Annotated in this window: 14 protein-coding genes and 2 pseudogenes; 1 reads left to right on the top strand and 15 read right to left on the bottom strand. The window is 39.0% G+C overall.

Annotation, left to right across the window (positions count from 1 at the left end; genetic code table 11):
* Positions 1–6: 6 nt before the first annotated feature.
* From ACOWPH_RS27335 to ACOWPH_RS27305, 7 genes are all read right to left on the bottom strand, one after another.
* Positions 7–330, bottom strand: coding sequence for a muconolactone Delta-isomerase (locus ACOWPH_RS27335; protein WP_015213259.1), 324 nt, complete (start codon positions 328–330; stop codon positions 7–9).
* Between the two features lie 84 nt (positions 331–414).
* Positions 415–1,326: a DUF4435 domain-containing protein gene (locus tag ACOWPH_RS27330; protein WP_015213258.1), complete on the bottom strand. Its 912-nt coding sequence runs from the start codon at positions 1,324–1,326 to the stop codon at positions 415–417.
* Positions 1,327–2,568 (bottom strand): AAA family ATPase, encoded by a 1,242-nt coding sequence (locus ACOWPH_RS27325; RefSeq protein ID WP_015213257.1) that lies wholly within the window; start codon positions 2,566–2,568, stop codon positions 1,327–1,329.
* A gap of 91 nt (positions 2,569–2,659) precedes the next feature.
* Complete coding sequence (locus ACOWPH_RS27320) at positions 2,660–2,887, bottom strand: hypothetical protein (protein WP_015213256.1); 228 nt, start codon at positions 2,885–2,887, stop codon at positions 2,660–2,662.
* Between the two features lie 27 nt (positions 2,888–2,914).
* The gene (locus tag ACOWPH_RS27315) at positions 2,915–5,917 is read right to left on the bottom strand and encodes a UPF0182 family protein (RefSeq protein WP_015213255.1); all 3,003 of its coding nucleotides are present in this window, start codon (positions 5,915–5,917) and stop codon (positions 2,915–2,917) included.
* 167 nt (positions 5,918–6,084) lie between these two features.
* The gene (locus ACOWPH_RS27310) at positions 6,085–7,659 is read right to left on the bottom strand and encodes a CHAT domain-containing protein (RefSeq protein WP_015213254.1); all 1,575 of its coding nucleotides are present in this window, start codon (positions 7,657–7,659) and stop codon (positions 6,085–6,087) included.
* 33 nt (positions 7,660–7,692) lie between these two features.
* A complete protein-coding gene (locus ACOWPH_RS27305) occupies positions 7,693–8,691 on the bottom strand; it encodes a hypothetical protein (RefSeq protein ID WP_015213253.1) in 999 nt (332 codons plus the stop codon).
* Between the two features lie 692 nt (positions 8,692–9,383).
* Here ACOWPH_RS27305 and ACOWPH_RS27300 point away from each other — a divergent pair.
* On the top strand, positions 9,384–9,809 hold the full coding sequence (locus ACOWPH_RS27300; RefSeq protein WP_015213252.1) for a cyclic nucleotide-binding domain-containing protein: 426 nt from the start codon (positions 9,384–9,386) through the stop codon (positions 9,807–9,809).
* Here the strand turns inward: ACOWPH_RS27300 and ACOWPH_RS27295 are convergent.
* From ACOWPH_RS27295 to nrdJ (ACOWPH_RS27260), 8 genes and pseudogenes are all read right to left on the bottom strand, one after another.
* The gene (locus ACOWPH_RS27295; RefSeq protein WP_015213251.1) at positions 9,799–11,187 is read right to left on the bottom strand and encodes a cobyrinate a,c-diamide synthase; all 1,389 of its coding nucleotides are present in this window, start codon (positions 11,185–11,187) and stop codon (positions 9,799–9,801) included. The genes ACOWPH_RS27300 and ACOWPH_RS27295 overlap by 11 nt on opposite strands.
* Before the next feature lie 341 nt (positions 11,188–11,528).
* Positions 11,529–12,905, bottom strand: coding sequence for a glucose-6-phosphate dehydrogenase assembly protein OpcA (opcA, locus tag ACOWPH_RS27290; RefSeq protein WP_015213250.1), 1,377 nt, complete (start codon positions 12,903–12,905; stop codon positions 11,529–11,531).
* 105 nt (positions 12,906–13,010) lie between these two features.
* Complete coding sequence (gene zwf / locus ACOWPH_RS27285; protein ID WP_015213249.1) at positions 13,011–14,540, bottom strand: glucose-6-phosphate dehydrogenase; 1,530 nt, start codon at positions 14,538–14,540, stop codon at positions 13,011–13,013.
* Between the two features lie 108 nt (positions 14,541–14,648).
* Positions 14,649–15,794: a transaldolase gene (gene tal, locus ACOWPH_RS27280; protein WP_015213248.1), complete on the bottom strand. Its 1,146-nt coding sequence runs from the start codon at positions 15,792–15,794 to the stop codon at positions 14,649–14,651.
* Between the two features lie 207 nt (positions 15,795–16,001).
* Positions 16,002–17,051, bottom strand: a complete 1,050-nt coding sequence (gene fbp, locus ACOWPH_RS27275; RefSeq protein WP_015213247.1) for a class 1 fructose-bisphosphatase — start codon at positions 17,049–17,051, stop codon at positions 16,002–16,004.
* 482 nt (positions 17,052–17,533) lie between these two features.
* Positions 17,534–17,746 carry a hypothetical protein gene (locus ACOWPH_RS27270; protein ID WP_015213246.1) on the bottom strand — a complete coding sequence of 71 codons (213 nt, stop codon included), beginning with the start codon at positions 17,744–17,746 and terminating at the stop codon, positions 17,534–17,536.
* A 126-nt stretch (positions 17,747–17,872) separates the two neighbouring features.
* Positions 17,873–19,915 (bottom strand): annotated as a pseudogene (gene nrdJ / locus ACOWPH_RS27265) (ribonucleoside-triphosphate reductase, adenosylcobalamin-dependent); the annotation flags it as partial.
* Positions 19,916–20,162: 247 nt separating this feature from the next.
* Positions 20,163–21,389 (bottom strand): annotated as a pseudogene (gene nrdJ, locus ACOWPH_RS27260) (ribonucleoside-triphosphate reductase, adenosylcobalamin-dependent); the annotation flags it as partial.
* Between the last annotated feature and the right edge of the window lie 199 nt (positions 21,390–21,588).

The following is a 21,588-nucleotide window of genomic DNA, read 5'->3' as shown; positions in this document are numbered from 1 at the left end:
TTTTGTCTACTTTTCTTTTTTCTCTAACCTAGCTTTGATATCTACTGCAAAGTCTTCATATCTTCTCAAAGGAGTTACTTCTACTTGCACATTTTGACCAATTTTTTTCATTATAGGTAAATCCAAGAGAATTTGATCAAGAGTGTCAGGTGTGGGAACATCTACAATTGCAATTACTCGACGAGTTCCTACACATTTCCACAAATCTACAACAATTCCTGCTTGTTTTGCTTGCAATGCTGCATCAGCTTCTTCATTCCAAATTGTAAATAGTTCTTGCTGTGTCATGTTGTCGGGGTATTCGACATGAAAATCTAAGTGATATAGCATGGGTAATTTTCCTAAGAGTGTTTTGTTAATTACAAATAATAAAATACTACAGATGAATGTTTCGCGCAAAGTATGATGATAATTTCAATTCACAGAAGTTCTAAAAGATTCTAAATAATCTACTAGACAATCTGGTGTGTCCGCATATTGGGACAAATCAGAAATTAGTGTTGTTTCTCTCAAATTTAAAGTAACTTTTATTTTTTTAGTAAAATACTTGGGATTTCCTTTATTTGCTTCTTCAATTAGTTTTTGAATAAATTTACACAAAAAAACAATCTCAAATTTACCTCGAAAACTTTTTTGACGCTCTTGTAAACATAGATCACTTTGCTTTAAGTCTATTTCTTCTTGAGTAACAGTAATTGCTTTGGGAAATTGAGTATGTAGCTCATTAATTGTGTAGTTGCTGGTGATATTATCTAAATCTATCTGTACTAACTTTGAGATATCAAAGCCAGATAACTTTAAATCTGCTCTTTTTTCTCTTTGACAAGCTATCCAAATATTTAACAGTTCAACTGCATCATGAAATTCTTTCTGGAGGTTTATATAAAGGTTTTTACAGTTATTAAAATCAATATCTAATTCAGCAAGTTTAAATTCAGTTCTGAGAATTTCACAAAAACTATTAATAGCTGTATATAAATTTTCAATTGAGTAACAAGGAGTTTCATATATTCCTGTGATTTCTGTATTTTTTATTGATACATCAAAATCTCTGTCTATAAAGTATGCTGCTCTAACTTGAGAGTAACTTTTGCGATTAGTAATAATTCTATGAATGTCTAAAACTCCTTTTTTTCCGTCACAACTAAAGTAAGAATATTTTATTGGTCTAGCTATATTTCTGATTCTAATTCCATAATACTTCTTATCATCTTCACCTTCAAAGAAGCAGTATAGAGCAGATTCATCTTGTTTATATTGTCGGGAAAATTCGGTAAATGCAACTGCTGGTCTATTACGAAATTCTCTAAGTGTAGCTACTGACATCTATTTTTCGGTGATAAAATCATCTAAGTCTATTGCATTTGTATCTAATTCATTATCAAAAATGAATGGTGAATGAGTCACAGCTAAAAGTAGTTTACACTTACCAGATTTCAAAATATCAGGAAGTAAGAATCTTTGCCATTCTAGAGAAAGAGAAAGCTCTGGTTCATCAAACAAAATTATGTATTCATCATCTGAGTCAAGATAAATTTTAGAAAACAAGGAGATAATCTGTTTTTCGCCAGAAGATAAATTTCTAATATCTATCGGTTGATTATTTCTTTCTTGCACTATAGAAATTTTTACACTTGTTTCATCATAGACAATACGCTTTTTATGTAAATATTTATTACAAACTTCAGCAAACTTTTTGATAGAATTATCTTTTTCTTTTTGTGGTTCATATAAGCCAAGCAGTTTAGATAGATAATAAACGAGTTGATCATATTGAGGAGATTTTATTTTTCCTGAATTCACAAGTTCTTCTATTTTGTTTTTATCATTTTCAGGGATATTATTTCCTATTCTGCTTAATACTATATTTAAGGTTTCAGGTTGAATACTATTCCTCATTTCTTGAGTTGGTGTCGTAACTTCAACAAACTGAGTTAACATTTCACCATTCACTTTTGGTAATAATTCTAAAGTTGCATCTTTTATATTTTTTTGAATCTCATCAAATTTTGCAATTACATCGTCCATTCCAAACTGAATTAATTGATCATCAGTTTTACCCCTTTTACGAAAATGTAATTCTTTATGACCTAAATTTTTTAGCTCTTCTTCAATCCTTCTGTAAGTTGGAAAATACAATACTGACGCATTTATATTATTGTTAATAGTGCTTGTCATTTCTTGATCTTCGTCTTCATCAAATACAGCACTGCTCGAATCATTTTCATTTATCCAATGTAACAATATTCTATGCTTATCTTCATCTTCTTTTTTGATTGAAGCTTTGTTACTTCTAAATTTAATTAAATCACTTTTTTTAATTTCAACACTTACTTCAGATACGAATTCAAGAACTATTGATTCAAAATCTATACTTATTAATCTACTAAATTTACAAGAAATTGCATAGTAAAGTGCATTCAAAATGGTAGTTTTACCAGAGCCATTTTCTGCAATAAGAATAACGGCTTCTTTATCAAAAGGAATTTTTACATCTTTGTATCCGAATAAGCCGTTGATAGAAAATGATTTTAAATTACTAGAATTAAGATGTTCACTTAACAACATATTTATTAATTTTGACAATTGATAACTGTGACGTTTAGACTAACTCTCGTTTAATCTCCATATTAACTCATCTCAAGCATATTCAATCTATTCAACGATAAATACTCTCTCGACTAATCGCTGCATCTGAAAGTGGGGGTGCTAAAGTAAAAGCAGGACTATTTATCAAATCTGTCAGTGCTGCTTCCCAGTCTTCCTGACTAGCCAAACTGTTTTCAATTAAAGATTCAAGATAAACTTCTACTGATACACCTTTTGCAGCAGCTTCAGCAAAAAGACGAGCTTCGATTTCTGGTTTTAATTGTAGTTGTATGGTCATTTTTATTTTCCAATTTTGAATTACGAATTATTCCGATGGTATTCCTTCCTCTTCCAGAGGACGAATAATTGGCGGTGCTGGTGTTTCTTCTGGTTGAAAAATTCCCTGCAAGGCTTGTTCTAAAGTTTGTGCCATGACAATGCGATTTTCATAAGCAACAACTACCCTGACTAAAGTTGGTAAACTATTCTGTGTTGCTTCTAAATAAATTGGTTCAACGTACAATAAAGATTGTTCAATGGGAATAATTAAAAGATTACCTTGAATTGCTCTTGAACCTTGACGATTCCATAGAGAAATTTGTTGAGAAATAACGGGATCTTGGTTAATTCTGGCTTCGATTTGTTCTGTCCCATAAATTAAACGTTCTTTAGGAAAGTTATAAAGCAGTAATTTACCGTAATTTTCACCATCTGAACGTGCTGCTAACCAAGCAATTAAATTTGTTCTTTCTTTGGGTGTGTAGGGAAGCAGTAAAATAAATTCTTCAAAGGGAACACCAGGAAGACTGGTAATTAAATAGTAAGGTTCAACTTGACGGGTTTCAGCACCGTAGATTTCATTAGGGATTTGCCATTGGTCCTCCCTGTTATAAAATACTTGAGGGTTAGTGATATGATAGGTCATTAACCTCTCAGATTGAATTTTGAAAAAGTCTACTGGATAGCGAATATGACTGCGGAGATTAACAGGCATATTTGCCAACGGTTGGAACATTTGGGGGAAGATTTTTGACCAGGCATTAATTAGAGGATCTTTTGGTTCAGCAATGTAAAATCTGACTGTGCCGTTGTAAGCATCAATTACGACTTTAACGGAGTTACGAATATAGTTAATACCTTCATCATTTTGATCTGAGTAGGGATAACGATCGCTTGTTGTATAAGCATCCACTATCCAATAAAGATAATTATTAGCTCCTGGAAATTGCCCTTTTTTATTGCCTGCATAGGCATCAGCAGCTACTAAATAAGGCTCTCCATCAAATTTTAGAAATGGTGCGATCGCTCGAATGCGTTGGTTAATATTGCGTCGGAATAATACTTTCGTTTCAGGTAGAAAATTCCGCGTAAATATCATTTGCCAGTCTTTTAAATAGGTAGCAAATAGCCATCTTCTCCACGGTGAACCAATTCTAATTCCACCTGCACCATCATAACTGGTGTAAACGTTATCGCTGCCGCTGGGATAATCTAATTCTCTAACTTTTGTGCCGGTCATGACATGAGTATTAGAAATTTCGCCGTAATAAATTCGCGGTTTACCTATGGGAATACTTTCACGGATAGCTGCACTAGAAGTAGTTAGCGCACTATCATTACCGCTAATATCTTTGACAAAATATTCTGGTAAACCACCAGGAACAACTGTATTTACAGGACTCATGGTAAAGCCATAACCGTGGGTGTAAATTAAATTGCGGTTTACCCATGTCTGAGCTTGTTGTGGGACGGAAGTATAGTCTAATTCTCTGGCAGCAATTAGTACCTGACGTTTTTCTGTTGATGCTGTTGCTTCTTGGTTAGGTTCGGTTTTGATGATATAACGATCAATATCGGCATCAGGAAATTGATAATAAGGACGAATTTGTTGTAGTTGTCTGTTAGTTTTTAATAATGGCTCTTGATCCCATAGCCGAATGTTGCGAATTGTGAGATCATTAGCTTGAAGATCAGCTTCAGTTAATTTTCCTTGGGGGTTGAAGGTTTGAGAATCAATTGATTCTAAATCAAATGCTTGACGAGTGAGAGCTATAGTTCGTTGAATATAAGGTTGCTCTCGCTGCAATTCATTGGGTTGAACTATTAAAGATTGAACAACAGCAGGAACTAAAATATCTCCTAAAATTATCAAACTGAGATACGCACCCAAGCTGTAAAATACCCATTGATGATGCCCAGATTTTGGTTTCCAGAATATAGTTTGCCATAATAGGTAAAATGCGATCGCAACAGCTAGAACACATAACATGGTGTCCGCTGGCAATTGTACCTTAGCATCGGTGTAACTAGCGCCGAAACTCACCCCACGGGGAGAATAAACGAGTTCATAACGACTTAGCCAATAACTTAAAGCTACCACCAACATCAAACAGCCACCCAAGCCGAATAAATGACGTTTCTGTGGTGGGGAGAAGCCAGGGAAAATACCTTGACTGAGACTGTCTCCTGATAAAAGATAGGTGAGAGTGACGGAGATAAAGCCGTATAAACATAATCCTATTAGCCAAAAAGCCAACAGTTCCCAGACGGGTAGAGAAAATATATAAAAGCTGAGATCCTTGCCAAATAAAGGTTCTGTGCTGTTGAAAGGGTTGTCATGAAAGTAGAGGAGAATTTTAGACCAATTTTGAGATAATATCCAGCCAAAACCGAGACTAAAGACAAGTGCGATCGCACTGAGCAAAAACTGAGAATATACTAAAAGAGCGATCGCAAAGCCGACTAAAGGCATCACCATGGCCACAGCCAAACCAAAATCCCAAGTTTGAGAAACAATCCTGTTACTCAACTGCAAAACTATCTCTGGTCTAAATAAAATAGTAAAAGGCGAGTTAACGTGATCAATTTCTCCATGCCAGTAACTCAAAGCCACTTTTCCATAATGCGTCACCATTAACCCCACCAACAAACTCAAGCTTAATGTCAGGGGTAACAGCCAGCGCAATCTCATTTGTCTGTTTCCTGCCTCAACTGGGAGAGTTTCATAGACTCTACCATATTGGGAATTCGGAAAGTTTATCAGTTCCCTACCCAGTCTTTTTTCTCCACTTCTAATCGGCTCACTTTTAAAAGACTGGGGATATCTCCAACGTTTGGCTACAGTAAGATTTCCCCACAGATAGATAACACTGAGACTAACAACACTTACCCATAAAGCACCCTGAGTTATTAACCGCAGCACAAATGTTTGCAAATAGCCAATTTCTTGAAACCAAAAAATCTCAGCCCCTAAATGGGAACCTAAATCCAAAATTATCCACAACCCCAGGCAGAGGATAATAAATCTAAAGCACCATTTCCAGAACATTCCTTTTACACTGCTAAATTGTGATCAAAATCAAGCTGAATTGTAAGAATTGAGGAGTCAGGAGAAAGAAGGAAAGAGAATATTTTTCTCTTCTGTTAGGAGTTCCCTGCTATATCAAACATTCTGTATCCTGAATCCTTACACTGAATTTAATTAACTGACTACGGTTAATTCCAGTTACCAATTATTGTAAAAGCAGACCAATAGTATGGATGGGATAAGTTGATCTTACCTAAATTAACCAGTTCTGGTGGTAGAGCAATAGGCTTTTCTGGTGATAGATATAATTCTTTATCTGTTATCCGTACTTCCCCCTTCAGCATAGCTAACTGAGCTTGCCTAAGAGATTCAGATCTTAAGGAAGTAGTGCTTAACTGATCATAAAACTTAGTCATCAATGCCAGAGAGCCTTGATCACTCACATACCAAAGACTACCTAAAACTGATTTTACCCCTGCTTGTACAGCTAAACCAGAAAATCCAAATTCTGCCTCCTGGCTACCCAAAGCAGTTCTACAAGCACTCAAAACTAGCATTTCTACCTTTGGATCTTTACTCCATCCTAATTTCTGAGATATATTCCTCAACTTATCTATGTGAATTTTTTGATCCCAAAATTGAAGGTAAGAGTTACTAATTTTCCCCGATTTAAAATCCCCATGTGTTGCTAAATGCAGGATTCCAAAATGATTTTTAAGACTTAGAGATTCGAGATTTTCTAGTGTTGAGTCTTCATCTAATAATATCTGACTTTGACTGCGCCAAATATTTTTACTCACCGTGTTGATTTCTAATGGTACAGATGGTAAAGGGTCTTGCCCTTCTGTGCTTTTTGATATTCCCAGTGCCAAAATATCAGAATTAACTATCGGAATATAACGGGTATCTGTGAGGCTAAAACTGGGGATGACACCCACACTATATTTTTCAATCAGAAACTGATTCCCATCATATAAAGCAGCTACAGGAAGGGAGCGTAAACCGCTATCCATTGAAAATATTACAGTACTTATTTTATTTACTTCTAAGGCTGTTTCTATGGGAGCAATTATCCATGTATATAACTTTTCAGCACTCACAAAGTAATCTTTATCTCTAAAATTAGTAACTTTAGAGCGAAACTCTTGAGCAACTTTTTGAATATTGCTACTATTAGCTTCTACAACATATTTACGGACAATTTCACCAACTTTTACTGAAGTTTCTTGTGATAGCAGCAAAGAACTATCTTTCAAGCTTTTGGTATTATTTAATAAATCTTTCTCCTGTGGTTTTGGAGGAATGAGAATTAAGCTGAGTTTATCTTTGAGCGAAGTTACATAAAGAACTGCTGCATTTCTTCCTGTTAATTTAGCCAGCTTACTCAAATTATCAGCAATTTCTTCAGAGGAACTAATTTCGCCAAAAAAATCAGTCCCAAGATATGCCCCATATTCTACTGCATTCAGTTCTTCAAGCTGTGCAATCGCTTCATCGGGTGTTGTATTATCAAAATTATTATCAAAAAATTCACGATCAATGATTGGGTTATCTGTCGGATTATTAGAATTAACAATTTCTTGAGGATCAGGATTAGTAATATCTGACTGATTTCCTGATGGCTCATTAGGATTAACAATTTCTTGAGGATCAGGATTAGTAATATCTGACTGATTTCCTACTTGAGCTTGAACAGATTTAAAGAAAAATAGAACTAAAATAACTGATAGAAAAATAGAGAAAAATGAACGAGTAAATTTCATCTTTGTTATCCTCATCTTGGGTGATAAATTAATTTAAAAAGAAATGCTATAACCAATTCCTAATATAAATCGTATACCATCACCAGCATTGCCAGTAATATCGCTAATACCTGGAGTTATAACTAAAGGAATTTTCTTAAATGGGGCTACAGATATACCTAAACCTAAATCTTGTCCACTCCATTCAACAATTGTCGTTACCGGTTGAGCCACTTTCAAAGCCACACTACCAAAAACACCGACAGAATCAATATTATTTCTAACATCTGATTCTGAACGAAACTGTCCCCCACCAACACCAGCAGAGACATAAAGCCTACTGAATTGCTTGCTGTCGCTATCTTGGAGACGGAACATTTTTGTAATCACACCATAAGCCGATGTACCACCATCAGTATTACCAAAAGTCACTAAATTCTTAACACCAACGGCTACAGCTAAATCGTATGGAAGTTGGCGATGTAATTTTAAACTAATGTTTCCATCTTCAAAAGAACTTATGTCAACAATGCCTATATTGACATCTAAACCAACTAATTTTTTCCCATCACCAAAACCAAAACCAACCCCTAAAACTCCATCGGCTGTGTCAGTAAAGCGAGCGCGAGATTGTAATCCCACCCCAAGAGAAGCTCTCCCCCAGGATTTTCCATAAGCTGATGGCGTGAGCATAGTAATACCCGGAGATGGCAGCGGTTGCGCTTTTTTCTTTTCTAAAATTAAGGGCAGTTTTTGTGGTTTAAACGGTTTTTGTTCCGGGTATATAGGCTCTGTTTGTAAGCTATTTTTACGAATTAGATCAACACTTTTATCTATATCTGTCCCAGGTAATTGACTTAAGGAATTAGCCGACTTTGTTATTTCTGTTGGTGTGATTTGATTTATAGATTCTCGGCTCAGTTCTGTGGAAAAAAACTCATTGAGAGGGTTTGGATTTGAAAACTGGCTGGTAGTTAATTGATGATCATAGATAATTTCACTGTGCAGATAATTGTAAATTTCTATGTAAGAATAATTTTCCATGAAGTACATAATTATACCCTTAAAAAAAGATATGTAAATCAATAAATGTCAATTAGCTGTATCATATAGTGTGGATGAAAATTTACCACTCTATCTATGCTGCCAAGATATAGCCTTTCCCACTCTAGATTAGATACAAAATTACCCCTTACCAAGGGGAGGGGAGGGTGCGCGACAGCGCGGGTGGGGTGTATTTCATGAGCTTGGGAATTGCTATAAAACAATTATTTATACCTGGTAGTGGTAGTTATTATATCAATAGTCCTGGTAATTTTTTGACTTTTGTGAGAATAAATTTACTTATGATTGAGGCGTTCAGTAACTGTTTTAATTTTATGGTGAAGACTTAAAAAAATTGATAGAAAACTCCTATTTGATTTTTGATAGCTTGCGTGGCGTAGCCATTCTGTCTTTCCTGTTCCCTGTTAAGAGTTCCTTGACTACACAAGCCAATATGCCTACGGCACGCTACCGCGAACAGGAATCAAACCGGATTACTATAGTTTTGATGATGATCAACCATTAGCTCATTTACTGGTATAAAATAAATAGATTATCATCTGAGTTGCCCGTTTCCCTCACAGGTTTTGTAACAACTGATTAAAAATCTGGTTAAATCTAGATGTACGCAGAGCGTTCCCGCAGGGTAAGCTGATTACGGTTTGATACTTGTACTGGTGTTCTATTTATAATTTGTAATTATGCTCACTAGCGTTGATCGTTTGTTATTTGTCCGGCGTGTTCCCATTTTTAATGAATTACGAGATGATTTTGTGGTCAGGCTGGCTTCTGTGATGAATGAGTTATCATATCCTGCTAATTACAGTATCTTTAAACAAGGGGAAGAAGGACGATCGCTCTATATTGTGGTATCAGGTAAGGTCAAAGTCCATATTGGGGACACAAAATTAGCAGAGGTGGAACAGGGAAAATACTTTGGGGAAATGGCAGTATTTGATACTCAACCCCGTTCAGCCACCGCCACAACGCTGGAATCTTGTGAATGTTTGGAACTCACCCAAGAACAACTCTATGATGCTATTGAAGAAACTCCAGAAATTGCAGTAAATATTATTCGTGAACTATCTCGTATAATTCGGCGACTGAATGAAAGTATTAGTCATTAGTCCTACTAAATTTTAGGCATTGTTGCAGAAACTTTTGGGGAATTTTTGCACTTTCTCCCCAATGTTGATGAATATATGAAGCATGAACATTAGGTAAATTCCAACCTTCAAATCCTGTATTTTCTTCACAATCATAACGATGAGTATCAAATAATGGTTGTTGAGGATTAGTAATTAAATGGGAACGATGAAACTCATGTCCATAAATATTTGTTCCGACATCAAATAAGAAACTATTTTGTAAAGCTACTGCGCGACGATATCCTAAAGTTAACCTTTTATCCATTTGTGCAGATGTCGGTAATATTCCCAACATTGGCCAAAATTTACCTTCAAAATCAATAATGTTTTCACATAAATACATTAATCCCCCACATTCAGCAATTGTAGGCATTCCTGCTAAAATAGCTGTTTTTACTTCTTTGATTACGCTGGTATTTGCAGCTAATTCTTGTGCAAATACTTCAGGAAAACCACCACCAAAATACATTCCTTGGATATCTTGTGGTAATTCAGTATCTTCTAAAGGACTCCAAAAAACTAGTTCTGCACCTAAATTTTTCAATAAATCTAAATTGTCTTGATAGTAGAAATTAAAAGCCTTATCTCGTGCGATCGCAATCTTTAGGGAAGATGGGGAGATAGGACGATGGGGAGATGGGGATTTGAGGGTTTGGGGAGATTGCAAAAGGGGTAGTAGCTGATTCCAGTCAAAGCAATTATCACCTAAATCTGCCAAGCGATTGATGATATTATTTAATTCGGGAAGTTCTGCTGTGGGGACTAAACCTAAATGACGGTCGGGTATAGTGATGTTATCTTGTCTTCGTAAAACGCCGAGAATAGGTAATTTTAGGGGTTTTAGCGAATCTTTGAGCAAGGATAAATGGCGATCGCTTCCCACCCGATTCAGCACTAACCCAGCAATCTTAATTCTATTATCCAAAAAACAATAACCATGTGCGATCGCAGCCACGGAACCAGACAACCGGCTACAATCAATCACCAAAATCACAGGGATATCTAATAAACGTGCTACGTGTGCCGTACTTGCAAAATCAGTTGGTAATTTTTCTTCTCCTTCCCCAGTCCCCTTAATCCCATCAAATAAACCCATTACCCCCTCAACCAAAGCATATTCACACCCAGGGGAATGACGATGAAAACATTCTTGGACATAACTTTCCGAAGTCAGCACAGGGTCTAAATTTCGACAAGGAAGACCAGTCACATACTGATGAAACATCGGGTCAATATAATCCGGCCCTACCTTAAAAGATTGCACCTTTGCACCACGACGACACAAAGACGCTAAAAGGGTAAGTGTCACAGTTGTCTTACCTACCCCGCTACGTTCTCCAGCAATAATTACAGACATTGATAATTAAAATTATTTTTACTATAGCAATTCCCAAGCTCATGAAATACACCCCACCCGCGCTATCGCGCACCCTCCCCTTGGTAACTACGGTGTACACACAAGTCCTATTTAAGATTAAATCGGCGGTTAGAAACCGCAACTACACAGGCAAAACTCCTTCGGATTCGCCAGTTCCCTACGGCGGGAGACCCGCCTACAGGACTGGTCTCACCACCTCCGTGGGTTGAATTTGTGAGTGCGTTGGGATATCACATTGCGCTATTACCCAAGGATTAACAATAAAAAATACCCCCTTACATTATAGAAAGAGGGTAAAAAAGTAATAAATAAATTAGCAATTACCGATTTTCCAACTTCAAAGTTTGTGCTATCACCGCCAAACTTTCTTCAAAAAGTGCCTCACGACCCCAGCGTTGTACCTGTTGACTTAACAACACTTCAGCTTTCTGTTCCGAAAGTGAACTTACCTGTTGAAACAAACCAGCAGATTGAGCGCCACCGTGAGTTTCCATACGCATACAACCACCAGTTTCCGAGCAAATCACAGTACCACAATTTGCTTGGGGATTAGTAGAACTCAGACGCAAAGCGATCAAATCACCGACAATCTCACCAATATCAGCAATGGGAACACCTGCTAATTCTGCTTCTATTTGTTTTTGGTCTTGAGCCAAAAAGCGAATGCGAGTGATATCATAATCGCCACTTTCCTTAGAATAGGAAACAGCCTGCCATACCAAACGACTTGCCAACCAACCTAAAAATAGCAACGCTTGAGCAGAGTTGCCCTTTTCATAATCAATAGTTACGCGATCGATTTCTTTCAGAGCCGCCATACGATTTGGTGCATCATAAGCCTCAGCAGTCAGTTCCTGCCATGCAGCCAAACGCCGCCAGTTCAAATCAGCTAAAGGAACACCAGTTTCTACTAAATCTTGCAAGCTGAGTAAATCATCTTCTGGAGTATTAAAGTTGCAAGAATCTACAATCACATTATTGCAGACCGCCGCCAAGCGTTTAAAAAGAGGATTACCAGAATCTGGTGTTGCCTTCCACCACAGAAACTTGGGTAAACCACCAATTAACAAAGCCGGAATCATACCCCCAATTCGTTCCAAAGCAGCCGCTGTACCAGTGAGAGTAATATATTCACAGCAAATCAGTGTACTAGATGATTGCTTTTGAATTGGGCAATAAGCGGAAACTTGCGCTTTTACCCCTTCATCTTCCCCAGCAATGGGACATAAAGCAATAATCCGGCAAGGATTACGGAGAGCAATTTCATCAGCAATAGTAGGACTGGTAGCGCTGAAAGTATAGCCTACAGCAGCACCATGACTATCTCCCTTTGGTCCACTGTGCTGATTTTTGAAGTATTCTTCCCGTAATGTAGTTAGGGTTTCTGGTGTACCAATACCAGTTTCTGGGAGTCCATGTTTTTTCTGCACTTCCCGTAATGCTGTTTCAGTTTGTGGCCCTAAAATTCCATCAATAGGGCCATTGTAAAAGCCTGTTGCCGCTAATAAGTATTGGGTTTCTTCTGGTTCATAGACTACCAAAGTGAACGTTGTGGCGCGGGTAGCAGCAGGTAACGCCCCATCTTCGCCGGTAATACCGTAACTTTGCCAAATTTGAGTCAATTCCGCTTCTATTTCTGTGAGCGAAACATCCTTAGGTGCTTGCAGTGAATAAATCGTAGGAGCTTGAGTCGCCATAGTCTATTTTGGATTAGGGATTGGTAATTGGTGATTTGGGGAAGAGGTAATTGGTAATTGGATAAGAATTATTTGGCTATTACCCATTACCCATTACCTAAATACTTAGAGTCTGCGCCAACGGCGACCATCTTGGTTAATTAAGAATTCTGCTTCCGCTGGTTCCCAAGTACCGGCCTCGTATTGAGGAACAGTGATAGGATCTGCGGGTGCGTCCCAAACAGAAAGTGCTGGTGTGACTACTTGCCAAGCTGCTTCCACTTCGTCTGCCCGTGTGAAGAGTGTTTGGTCGCCCATCATGCAATCGAGGAATAGGCGGTCATAGGCATCAGAAGTAGCTTGGATACCAAAGGAACCATAACTAAAGTCCATGTCAACGGCACGGGTACGAAATTCTGCCCCTGGCATTTTCACATCAAAACGCAGGGAAATTCCTTCATTGGGCTGAATTCGCATTGTCAGAATGTTGGCGTTTGCCTGTTGAGCCGCAGAGGTAAACATTCTGGAAGGAACTTCACGGAAATGAATGGAAATTTCACTGACTTTTTTCGGCATCCGCTTTCCAGTCCTGAGGTAGAAAGGAACACCTTTCCAGCGCCAGTTGTCTACTAAAAACTTCATGGCTACAAAGGTGGGTGTAGTAGAGTTAGGATTAACTCCTGGCTCTACGCGATATCCTGGTACTGGTTGTCCTTTCATCCAGCCAGCACTATATTGACCACGAATTGCCGAACGTGACAGATTATGAATATCAGCTAGACGAGTAGCCTGTAGTACTTTAACTTTTTCCGTGCGAATACTATCAGCATCCATAGCGTTGGGTGCTTCCATTGCTGTCAAGCAGTAAAGTTGCATTAAGTGATTTTGCAACATATCCCGCAGTGCGCCGGCGCTTTCATAATAACCAGCCCGGTCTTCTACGCCGACGGTTTCGGCTACAGTAATTTGTACATGGTCAACAAATTGGCGATTCCACAAAGGTTCAAAAATGGCATTAGCAAAACGGAACACCAGCAAGTTTTGAACGGTTTCTTTACCTAAGTAGTGGTCGATGCGGTAGACTTGGTTTTCTTTGCAATATTTCTGCACGATTTGGTTCAGACTTTGGGCAGTTGCCAAATCTCGACCAAAGGGTTTTTCAATTACCAAACGATGTTTGTAGGGATCTTCTAGCATCCCTCCACTTCCTAGCTGTTTAATAGCTTCTGGGAAGAAGTTGGGTGCAACGGAAAGGTAGAACATCCGGTTGCCCCGTGTTCCCCGTTTTTCGTCTAATTCGGATAATAAGGTTTTCAGTTTTTGGTAGCTTTCCGGGTCGTCTATGTTACCAGGACAGTAAAACAGACCTTGGGAGAAGTCTTGCCAGAGTTCCCCTAGTTCGACACTGCTATGAGCTTCTTCCATGCCCTTCTGCATTTGTTCACGGAAGTATTCATGACTCCATTCTCGACGTGCTACACCGACAATGGTGGTTTCTGGAGGAATGCGTCTTTCTCTACGTAATTTGTACAGTGCTGGTACTAGTTTGCGCCAGGTAAGATCCCCGGAAGCACCAAAGATAACTATAATTTGGGGTTCGGGCATCCCTTGCTGTTGTAGACCAACGCGTAGGGGATTTTCTAGCAGACTGACCATAACAATTTAGGATTTTGGATTTTGGATTTTGGATTTAGGGAAGGGGTATTGGGTGTAGGGAATAGGGTAAGAGTTTTTCCCTATTCCCCATTCCCTATTCCCTATTCCCTATACTGGTGACAATAGCTTGATTTTGCCTTCTAAAGAGTTCATTAGTGACTGGAAGGGCTGGACAAATTTGTCAATACCTTCAACGAGTAGTTCGTCCATTACGGTATTGATGTTTATGTTAATGTCCTGCGCTTCCAAGCTTTCGAGGAGATTGTAAGCTTCGTCTACGCCTGTTTCCAAGCGATCGCTCACATGACAATGATCAGCACAAGCTTTAATTGTGGCTGGTGGTAAGGTGTTAACGGTGTCTTTGCCAATCAGTTCGTTGACATACATGACATCGTTGTAACTGGGGTCTTTGGTGCTGGTGCTGGCCCACAGTAACCGCTGTACTTTTGCGCCTTTTGCTGCTAATGCTTGCCAAGCATCAGTGCTGGTGATTTTCTTGTATTCTTGGTAAGCTATCTTGGCATTAGCGATCGCTATTTTCCCTCTTACCGCTCGCAGCACTGCTTCATGGTTAATGTCATCAACACCCCTCTGCAATTTCGCATCTATCTTAGCGTCGATGTTGTTATCAATCCGACTCAAGAAGAAGCTGGCTACAGAGGCAATTTGGCTAATATCCCTACCTTCACTCACCCGTTTTTCTAAGCCACGAATATACGCCCAAGCTGCATTAATGTAACTTTGGACTGCAAACAACAGTGTCACGTTGACGTTAATTCCTTCAGCTATTGCTTGTTCTACAGCAGGTAAACCTGCCTGGGTTCCAGGAATTTTTATCATCACATTTTCTCGCCCAATTTCTTGGAAATAGCGACGAGCTTCAGCTATTGTGGCTTGGGTATCATGAGCTATAGTTGGTGGAACTTCAATACTCACATAACCATCTAAACCATTCGTGGCATCATAAACAGGACGCAAAATATCGCAAGCATTGCGGATATCTGCAAAAATTAGAGATTCATAGATGTTATATGTTGGTAAACCCTCACGAATTCCCGCTTCAATATCAGCATCATAAATGGCATTACCAGTAATTGCCTTTCCAAAGATGGCCGGATTGGAAGTAATACCAGAGATTCCTTGATTTTTCATCAAGTTTTCGAGTTCCCCTGATTCAATAATGTCACGGCTCAAATTATCCATCCAGATACTTTGACCGTATTGTTTAATCTCTAATAAATGATTGGTTGCCATAACTATTTTTTAACTCCTAAGTTAACAGTGTTTTTTTGTGAACTTGAGAAAATCCCTCAGTTGATGGCAGCTTTTATTTTTGGCATCAACCAACTGAGATGAATCTTTAAATTCACTAACGAACATTGCTAGTCCTGCATTCCAATCCCACATTGCCAATCTTCAAATTCATTACTGGCATTAGTTAGCCGCTTTTTTCAAATTCGTCTAATGACCATTTTGAATAAAAGACTCAACCTTAGCCACATCTTTTTTACTACCAATAATTAGAGGAGTGCGTTGATGTAGTTTTTTCGGAACTACGTCCACAATCTCCACTAATCCTGTAGTTGCTCTACCTCCAGCTTGTTCAATCACAAATGCTAAAGGCGCAGATTCATAAAGTAGGCGCAACTTACCTTCTGGTTTTTGCAGTGTGCCTGGATACAGAAACACACCACCTTGAACTAAAATTCTATGGATATCACTCACCATCGCGCCACTATAACGAGCGGTATAACCTTCGGTGCGATGAACATAGCGAATGTATTCCCTAATGGATTCATCCCACTGCCAGAAGTTCCCCTCATTAACGCTGTAAACAGAACCGTGGTCAGGAATTTTGATATTTTCTTCTGTGAGAATAAACTCCCCTAAACTGGGATCAAGGGTAAAGGAATGAACCCCCTTACCTATAGTATAGACCAGCATCGTACTTGGCCCGTATAGTATGTATCCGGCGGCAATTTGCTTGTGTCCGTTGGTCAGCAGGTCAGTGGCTTTACCATCGCTATCGTTTCCTTCCTGTTGACGGATGGAAAAAATAGAACCTAAGCTAAGATTAGTATCAGTGTTAGATGATCCGTCAATTGGGTCATACAGCAAGGTATAACGACCAATAGGACAGTTTTCTGGAATATAGTAGGGATTTTCCATTTCCTCGGAAGCGAGGCGACAAACTAAGCCGCTTTGCTTAAACACTGAGATAAATACGTCGTTGGCGTAGACATCCAATTTTTTAACAGATTCTCCCTGGACGTTAACTTCCCCAGTAAATCCCAGAACACCTTCCATTAAGCCAGCATTGCTCATGCGACGCGCCACCAGTTTACCAGCCAACGCAATACGATTCATTAGCGCACTTAAATCTTGTGCGTCTGCCGAAAAACTCTGCAATTGTTGAAGGACGTGACGGGATAAGGTTGTACAATCACGATCTAGGGCTTTGTCTGTAGCGTAGCTGATAGACAAATCTAAAGATTCAGAGGCTTGAGCCATTTTTGTTACTCCCTAGCGTTTTGCTTTTGGGTTGGTTTTCTCAATGGCGATTTTTAGTCGCTACCTCTATCTTAGAAAGGTATTTTGATAACTAAAGATTGATTTTAGATAAACTAAAGAATTGATATTTTGGGTTACTCCTTCAAGAAGTCAGTGATCAGGAATATTCAGTAATTTGTCTAGCTAATAAATATTTTTTTTGGTAATTTAAAGACACTGCCTAAAAACCATCATCCTTTATACTTGACACTCTCAGGGCTAAAGCCGCTGAGTTTTACGTTTACCGAATATTTCTATAAAAAAATAGAAAGCCCCGACGAGTCTGGAGATTTATCGGCTGTTCATAACTAGTCGGGTATATTTTTGTTGTTTCTAGTAAATTTCAAGTTATGATAGTCGGCTTTTTAAAACACTGATCTGATCAGGTAATGGCAACCGCTATATTAACCGTTAACGTTTAACAGTTAACGGTTAAGAACAGGTTAATCAATTGAAATTTGTTGAGGGCCAGAGGTTTTACCATTCTGAAGCCCGGAAGTAGTGGAACCACTTGAACCAATATGTTGGTCTAGCCAAGTTTTAACAGGATCATCCGTGAGGTTAAGTCGCAGCACTCCAGAGAATAACCCACCAAAAAATGAGACTGGGTGCTGAGTAGCTTGTTTAAAGATGGGGGACAATTCATCTATGAACATTTAAATGTCTCCTGGTATTGCTGTAAAAATTACTATTTCTTAATCAATCGTAACTTGGAAAATGATTTCGTAGGTAAGGAGATCAGGGAGATGATTTTTCTTCCCTATCTTCCCAGTCTCCACTCCTTATAAATTTGGTTGCTGTTCAGGAAACATACATTTATCAGAGTCGCAACCGCTGGGGCCTGCGTCTGTTAGTTCACCTAAATCGTAACGACTTAAAGCGCCACAGAAATCATCTGTTTTCCGTCTAATTTTGACTTCTTGAGACAAGCGTTCATAGGTAGCTTTGTCTATGGGTTCAAAGGGTAAACGGGGGAATGATTGCAAATCGTCGAACCGCGCTAATAAAGCAGCAGAAATGTAACCTTCATCGTTGTGAATGGCTTCATAGATGCGTGTTCCCAAGGGTTCAACTTCCTCGGAACGCAGTTCTATGGTGGCACTTGTGTTATGGGCTGTGTAAAATTTCTGTACTTGCATGACGAAATCTAATTGGGCTAAGGCTGAGAACTTAGACACATCAATTACATCAGCACCGGGTAAATCTGCCCAAGATACAGCAACGGGTATTTCTACTAACCATTCTGTACAACGATAATCAAATGGGTCATTTAGTAAGTTGCCGTTTTCGTCTTTGTCAGATTGGGAAGGTATGACGTTGTAACCGTAGTCTATACAAGCTAGGGCTACGGGGTCATTTTTACCGAAGGTGATCCGACGAATGAATCTTTGGGCTTTGGGGGGATGCCAACCAGAACTAGCACCTGTTAAAAGAGATTTCGTGCCACTGGGTTGAACTGTGGTGCAACGATTGGGGCGTTTGATATTATGGCGATCGCAATATTCCCACACTACTTTATGGACTACATCTTTCCAAAAGTTGAGATATTTTTGCTCACCACGTTTGAAAACCAGTCCTTCGGGGGTTTCTGGTCTTCCTGCTTCCCACCAGCGTAGCCAGTCCACACCAAAAGCATGAACAAAGAAGTCAAATAAACCGGTGAAAGAAACACCAACAATGGGATCTAATTCCCGGCTGTATTGATAGCGTGGTTCAAGGAATTGGTGATTTAACAATGCGGCCACTGACAAGGCACCTGCTGTAAATGCTTCTTCTTGTTCTTTGTAGTTGTCGGGATCGAGTTGGTTTAAGTGTACCTCAGATAAGTTGCAGTTTCCGGTTAATGTATTACCAAAAACACCTTTATGATATTCCGGCTCATTAAAGCAGTAAGTATCATGTAATCCTGGTAATTGTTCAACACTTTTCACAACTTGCCATTTACCTTTATATTTGGCATTTGTGCCTTTGCTTACATCCAAACGCTGGCAGGGAATTTCGCCACAGTCAGTTATTTCCAAGTAGTATAAATCTCTACTTCTGATTCCATAGTTAGTGACTGCCCCTTTATGAGCGCAAAGATTTACAGATGAACGAATACCGCATTTTGTTAGTAGTAACTGAACTCGGTATGCTCGATCATAGTCAGAGATATATATTCTGATGCCGTTGCTGTGTGTATTTGATCCGTCTGTATCTGCTAAACCAGCGATAAAATGCAAAATTGCTTGACGGTTCCAACTAGCAATAACGTTCAGTGCTTCTGAATTTGTTTTTAGGCTTTTGAGAAATTCTCCAGAAAAACCTAAATCTGTAACATTTGTAAAAGTGGGTAAGTAGTCATAGTCTCTGAGAGGAGATTTATTTCCTGAGAGATTTAAAACGGCTTTCTTTTCATACAACCTAACTTTGGCATTATCTTTTTGATCTGTTGTTCCATCTCCAACAGCTACCCCTAAAGTGTAGGCATAACTTAGATCGATATTTAATCCATCTTCGTACTGAATCGTAAAGGGTTCAGTATGGATCGCATATCGACTGGTATCCATCAAATCTTTTGTTTGTACTTCTTTGTAACTCTTGCCAAATCTATCTTTGACAAAGAAGCGGTGATACTCAGTTGCATCTAAATATGAACCATCTCCAAAGCGCACGCGATAGAGAACGCGAGAACTACCAGTTTTTAATGGTTGAACTTGACTCCAGTTTTTACCGTTCCAAATTTCAATTTCAGAATCGACAATATCCTGAATTTTGTGCATTCCATCTTTAGTGATGAGTAAGGTATCACCACTGACACAATGGAAGTCAGCGCCAATAATTTCCAGTTTTGTTACCCTAAAGGCTCTTTATCCTCTAGTTCTAGTGTTTCTTATTCACACTAGCTCGGAGTACATTTTCTACAGTTTCCTGTAGTCCGGCACTCGTGGAAGTTTTGTATTCTCATAAGAGGTTCAACTTCTACTCTCTACGGTGTTACAGGCTCTTTATTTCCTGCAATTACCTCGGTATTAGCATCCCAGCCTTCACCGATTTTGCCAGATTTTTAACGTGAAGCAAGTATATTTAAATACCACACGGGTTTAAGCCATATCTACCCAAACGATGTTCTAATTCTTGAGCATCAATATCTGGGTGGCGTTCCTGTATCCATTCTTTAGCTTTTCCTTGTTCGTAAGCTTGCAAGAAGTCTTTTTTTAGTTCTGGGGTGTTGAGTAAATCAATATTAGCCCTAGCTACTGCTTCACCAGCCCATTGAATTGCCCCTTCACCACTGTAATATTGTTTACGTACAGCAGCAATGGATTCTTCTAAGGTTGGCTTGCGGTGAAATACTCTGGTATGGTTGGCCATTCTCAGAGAATCTCGCTCTGGATCTATGCGCCAGTTGCCTTCTGCGTCCTGTTGCCATAAGTTATCTTTGGCAGTTGCACCTTGTTCATCCTCAGAAACAAATTGACGCATCCCCGCGCTTCTACGTATATTGCCTGCAACAATTGTTACAGCAGCTTCATCGATCAATAAGCAGCATTCAACTGAATTTAATTGTCTACCTAAAGCCTTATTGAGAATAGAGGCACAACGCTGATACAATCCAGGTAATTTTACAGGATTAGCCATACCGCCAAAGCCTTTGAGGGTTTCCCCAGATTGGCGCACATCGCTAATATCTACAAATACTTGAACGTCACCTGTAAAGCGTTCATCGGTGGAGAGTTCTAAAAGGGTTTGATAGGATTTTACCCAACCTTCCCTACTGTCTCCAACGTGGATAGTAGCGGTGTTAGCTTCTATATGGGTTTGTGTATATTCACGACGCTGTTCTTTAGGAGTGCTGCCAATTTCACCTATGACGGTAATATTTAGGCGATTACGGATAGGAGGCAGTTGATTAATATATTGTGGTTCAATGATGGCTCCTGTGCCACAGCCCATCATGGCTAGATCCATCATTAAGCCAAAAGCACTCCAGTCTACAAGGTTGGTGGAAGTGCAGTTATAAGCGCCGGAGAAGTTTTTGGGTTTAGTTAACCAATCTGTACCACCAACCCACATCCAGCGCCCACTGGGGAGGGCTTTCATGTTGCGCTGCATCTTGTCTAAAATGGTAGCTTCTTCACGGGTGAGTTTTCCCAGTTCGACTAAGCCTTTGAGAGTGCGATCGCACACCTGATCATAACTTTCCCTTAAACCTGCGGCTGTCCTACGGCTGTAAGTTCTAAAAAACACAGGATTGGCTGCTGGAGCAGATTCGGGAAAAGATGCACTCTGGCGTTTACGTTCCAGTTCTTGAACCATAATAAGGTCTTGTTGCTGACTAACAAATTAAGACTATAACGCCAAGTCGTTAGAGGATGGAAGATTGATAAATTTACCATTTTGCGCTATGTCTTATTTAGTATTAATGGTAACTATATTTTAGTTCCAGCGAAAAACCCTGACTGTGTGCCAGGGTTACGGATGTATTCTTCTTTATCTATCATTTTTATCAAAAAAG

The sequence above is a fragment of the Anabaena sp. PCC 7938 genome (genome assembly GCF_049315035.1).
Classification (GTDB): Bacteria; Cyanobacteriota; Cyanobacteriia; order Cyanobacteriales; family Nostocaceae; genus Anabaena; species Anabaena cylindrica.
This window is presented reverse-complemented; position numbering and strand designations above follow the sequence as displayed.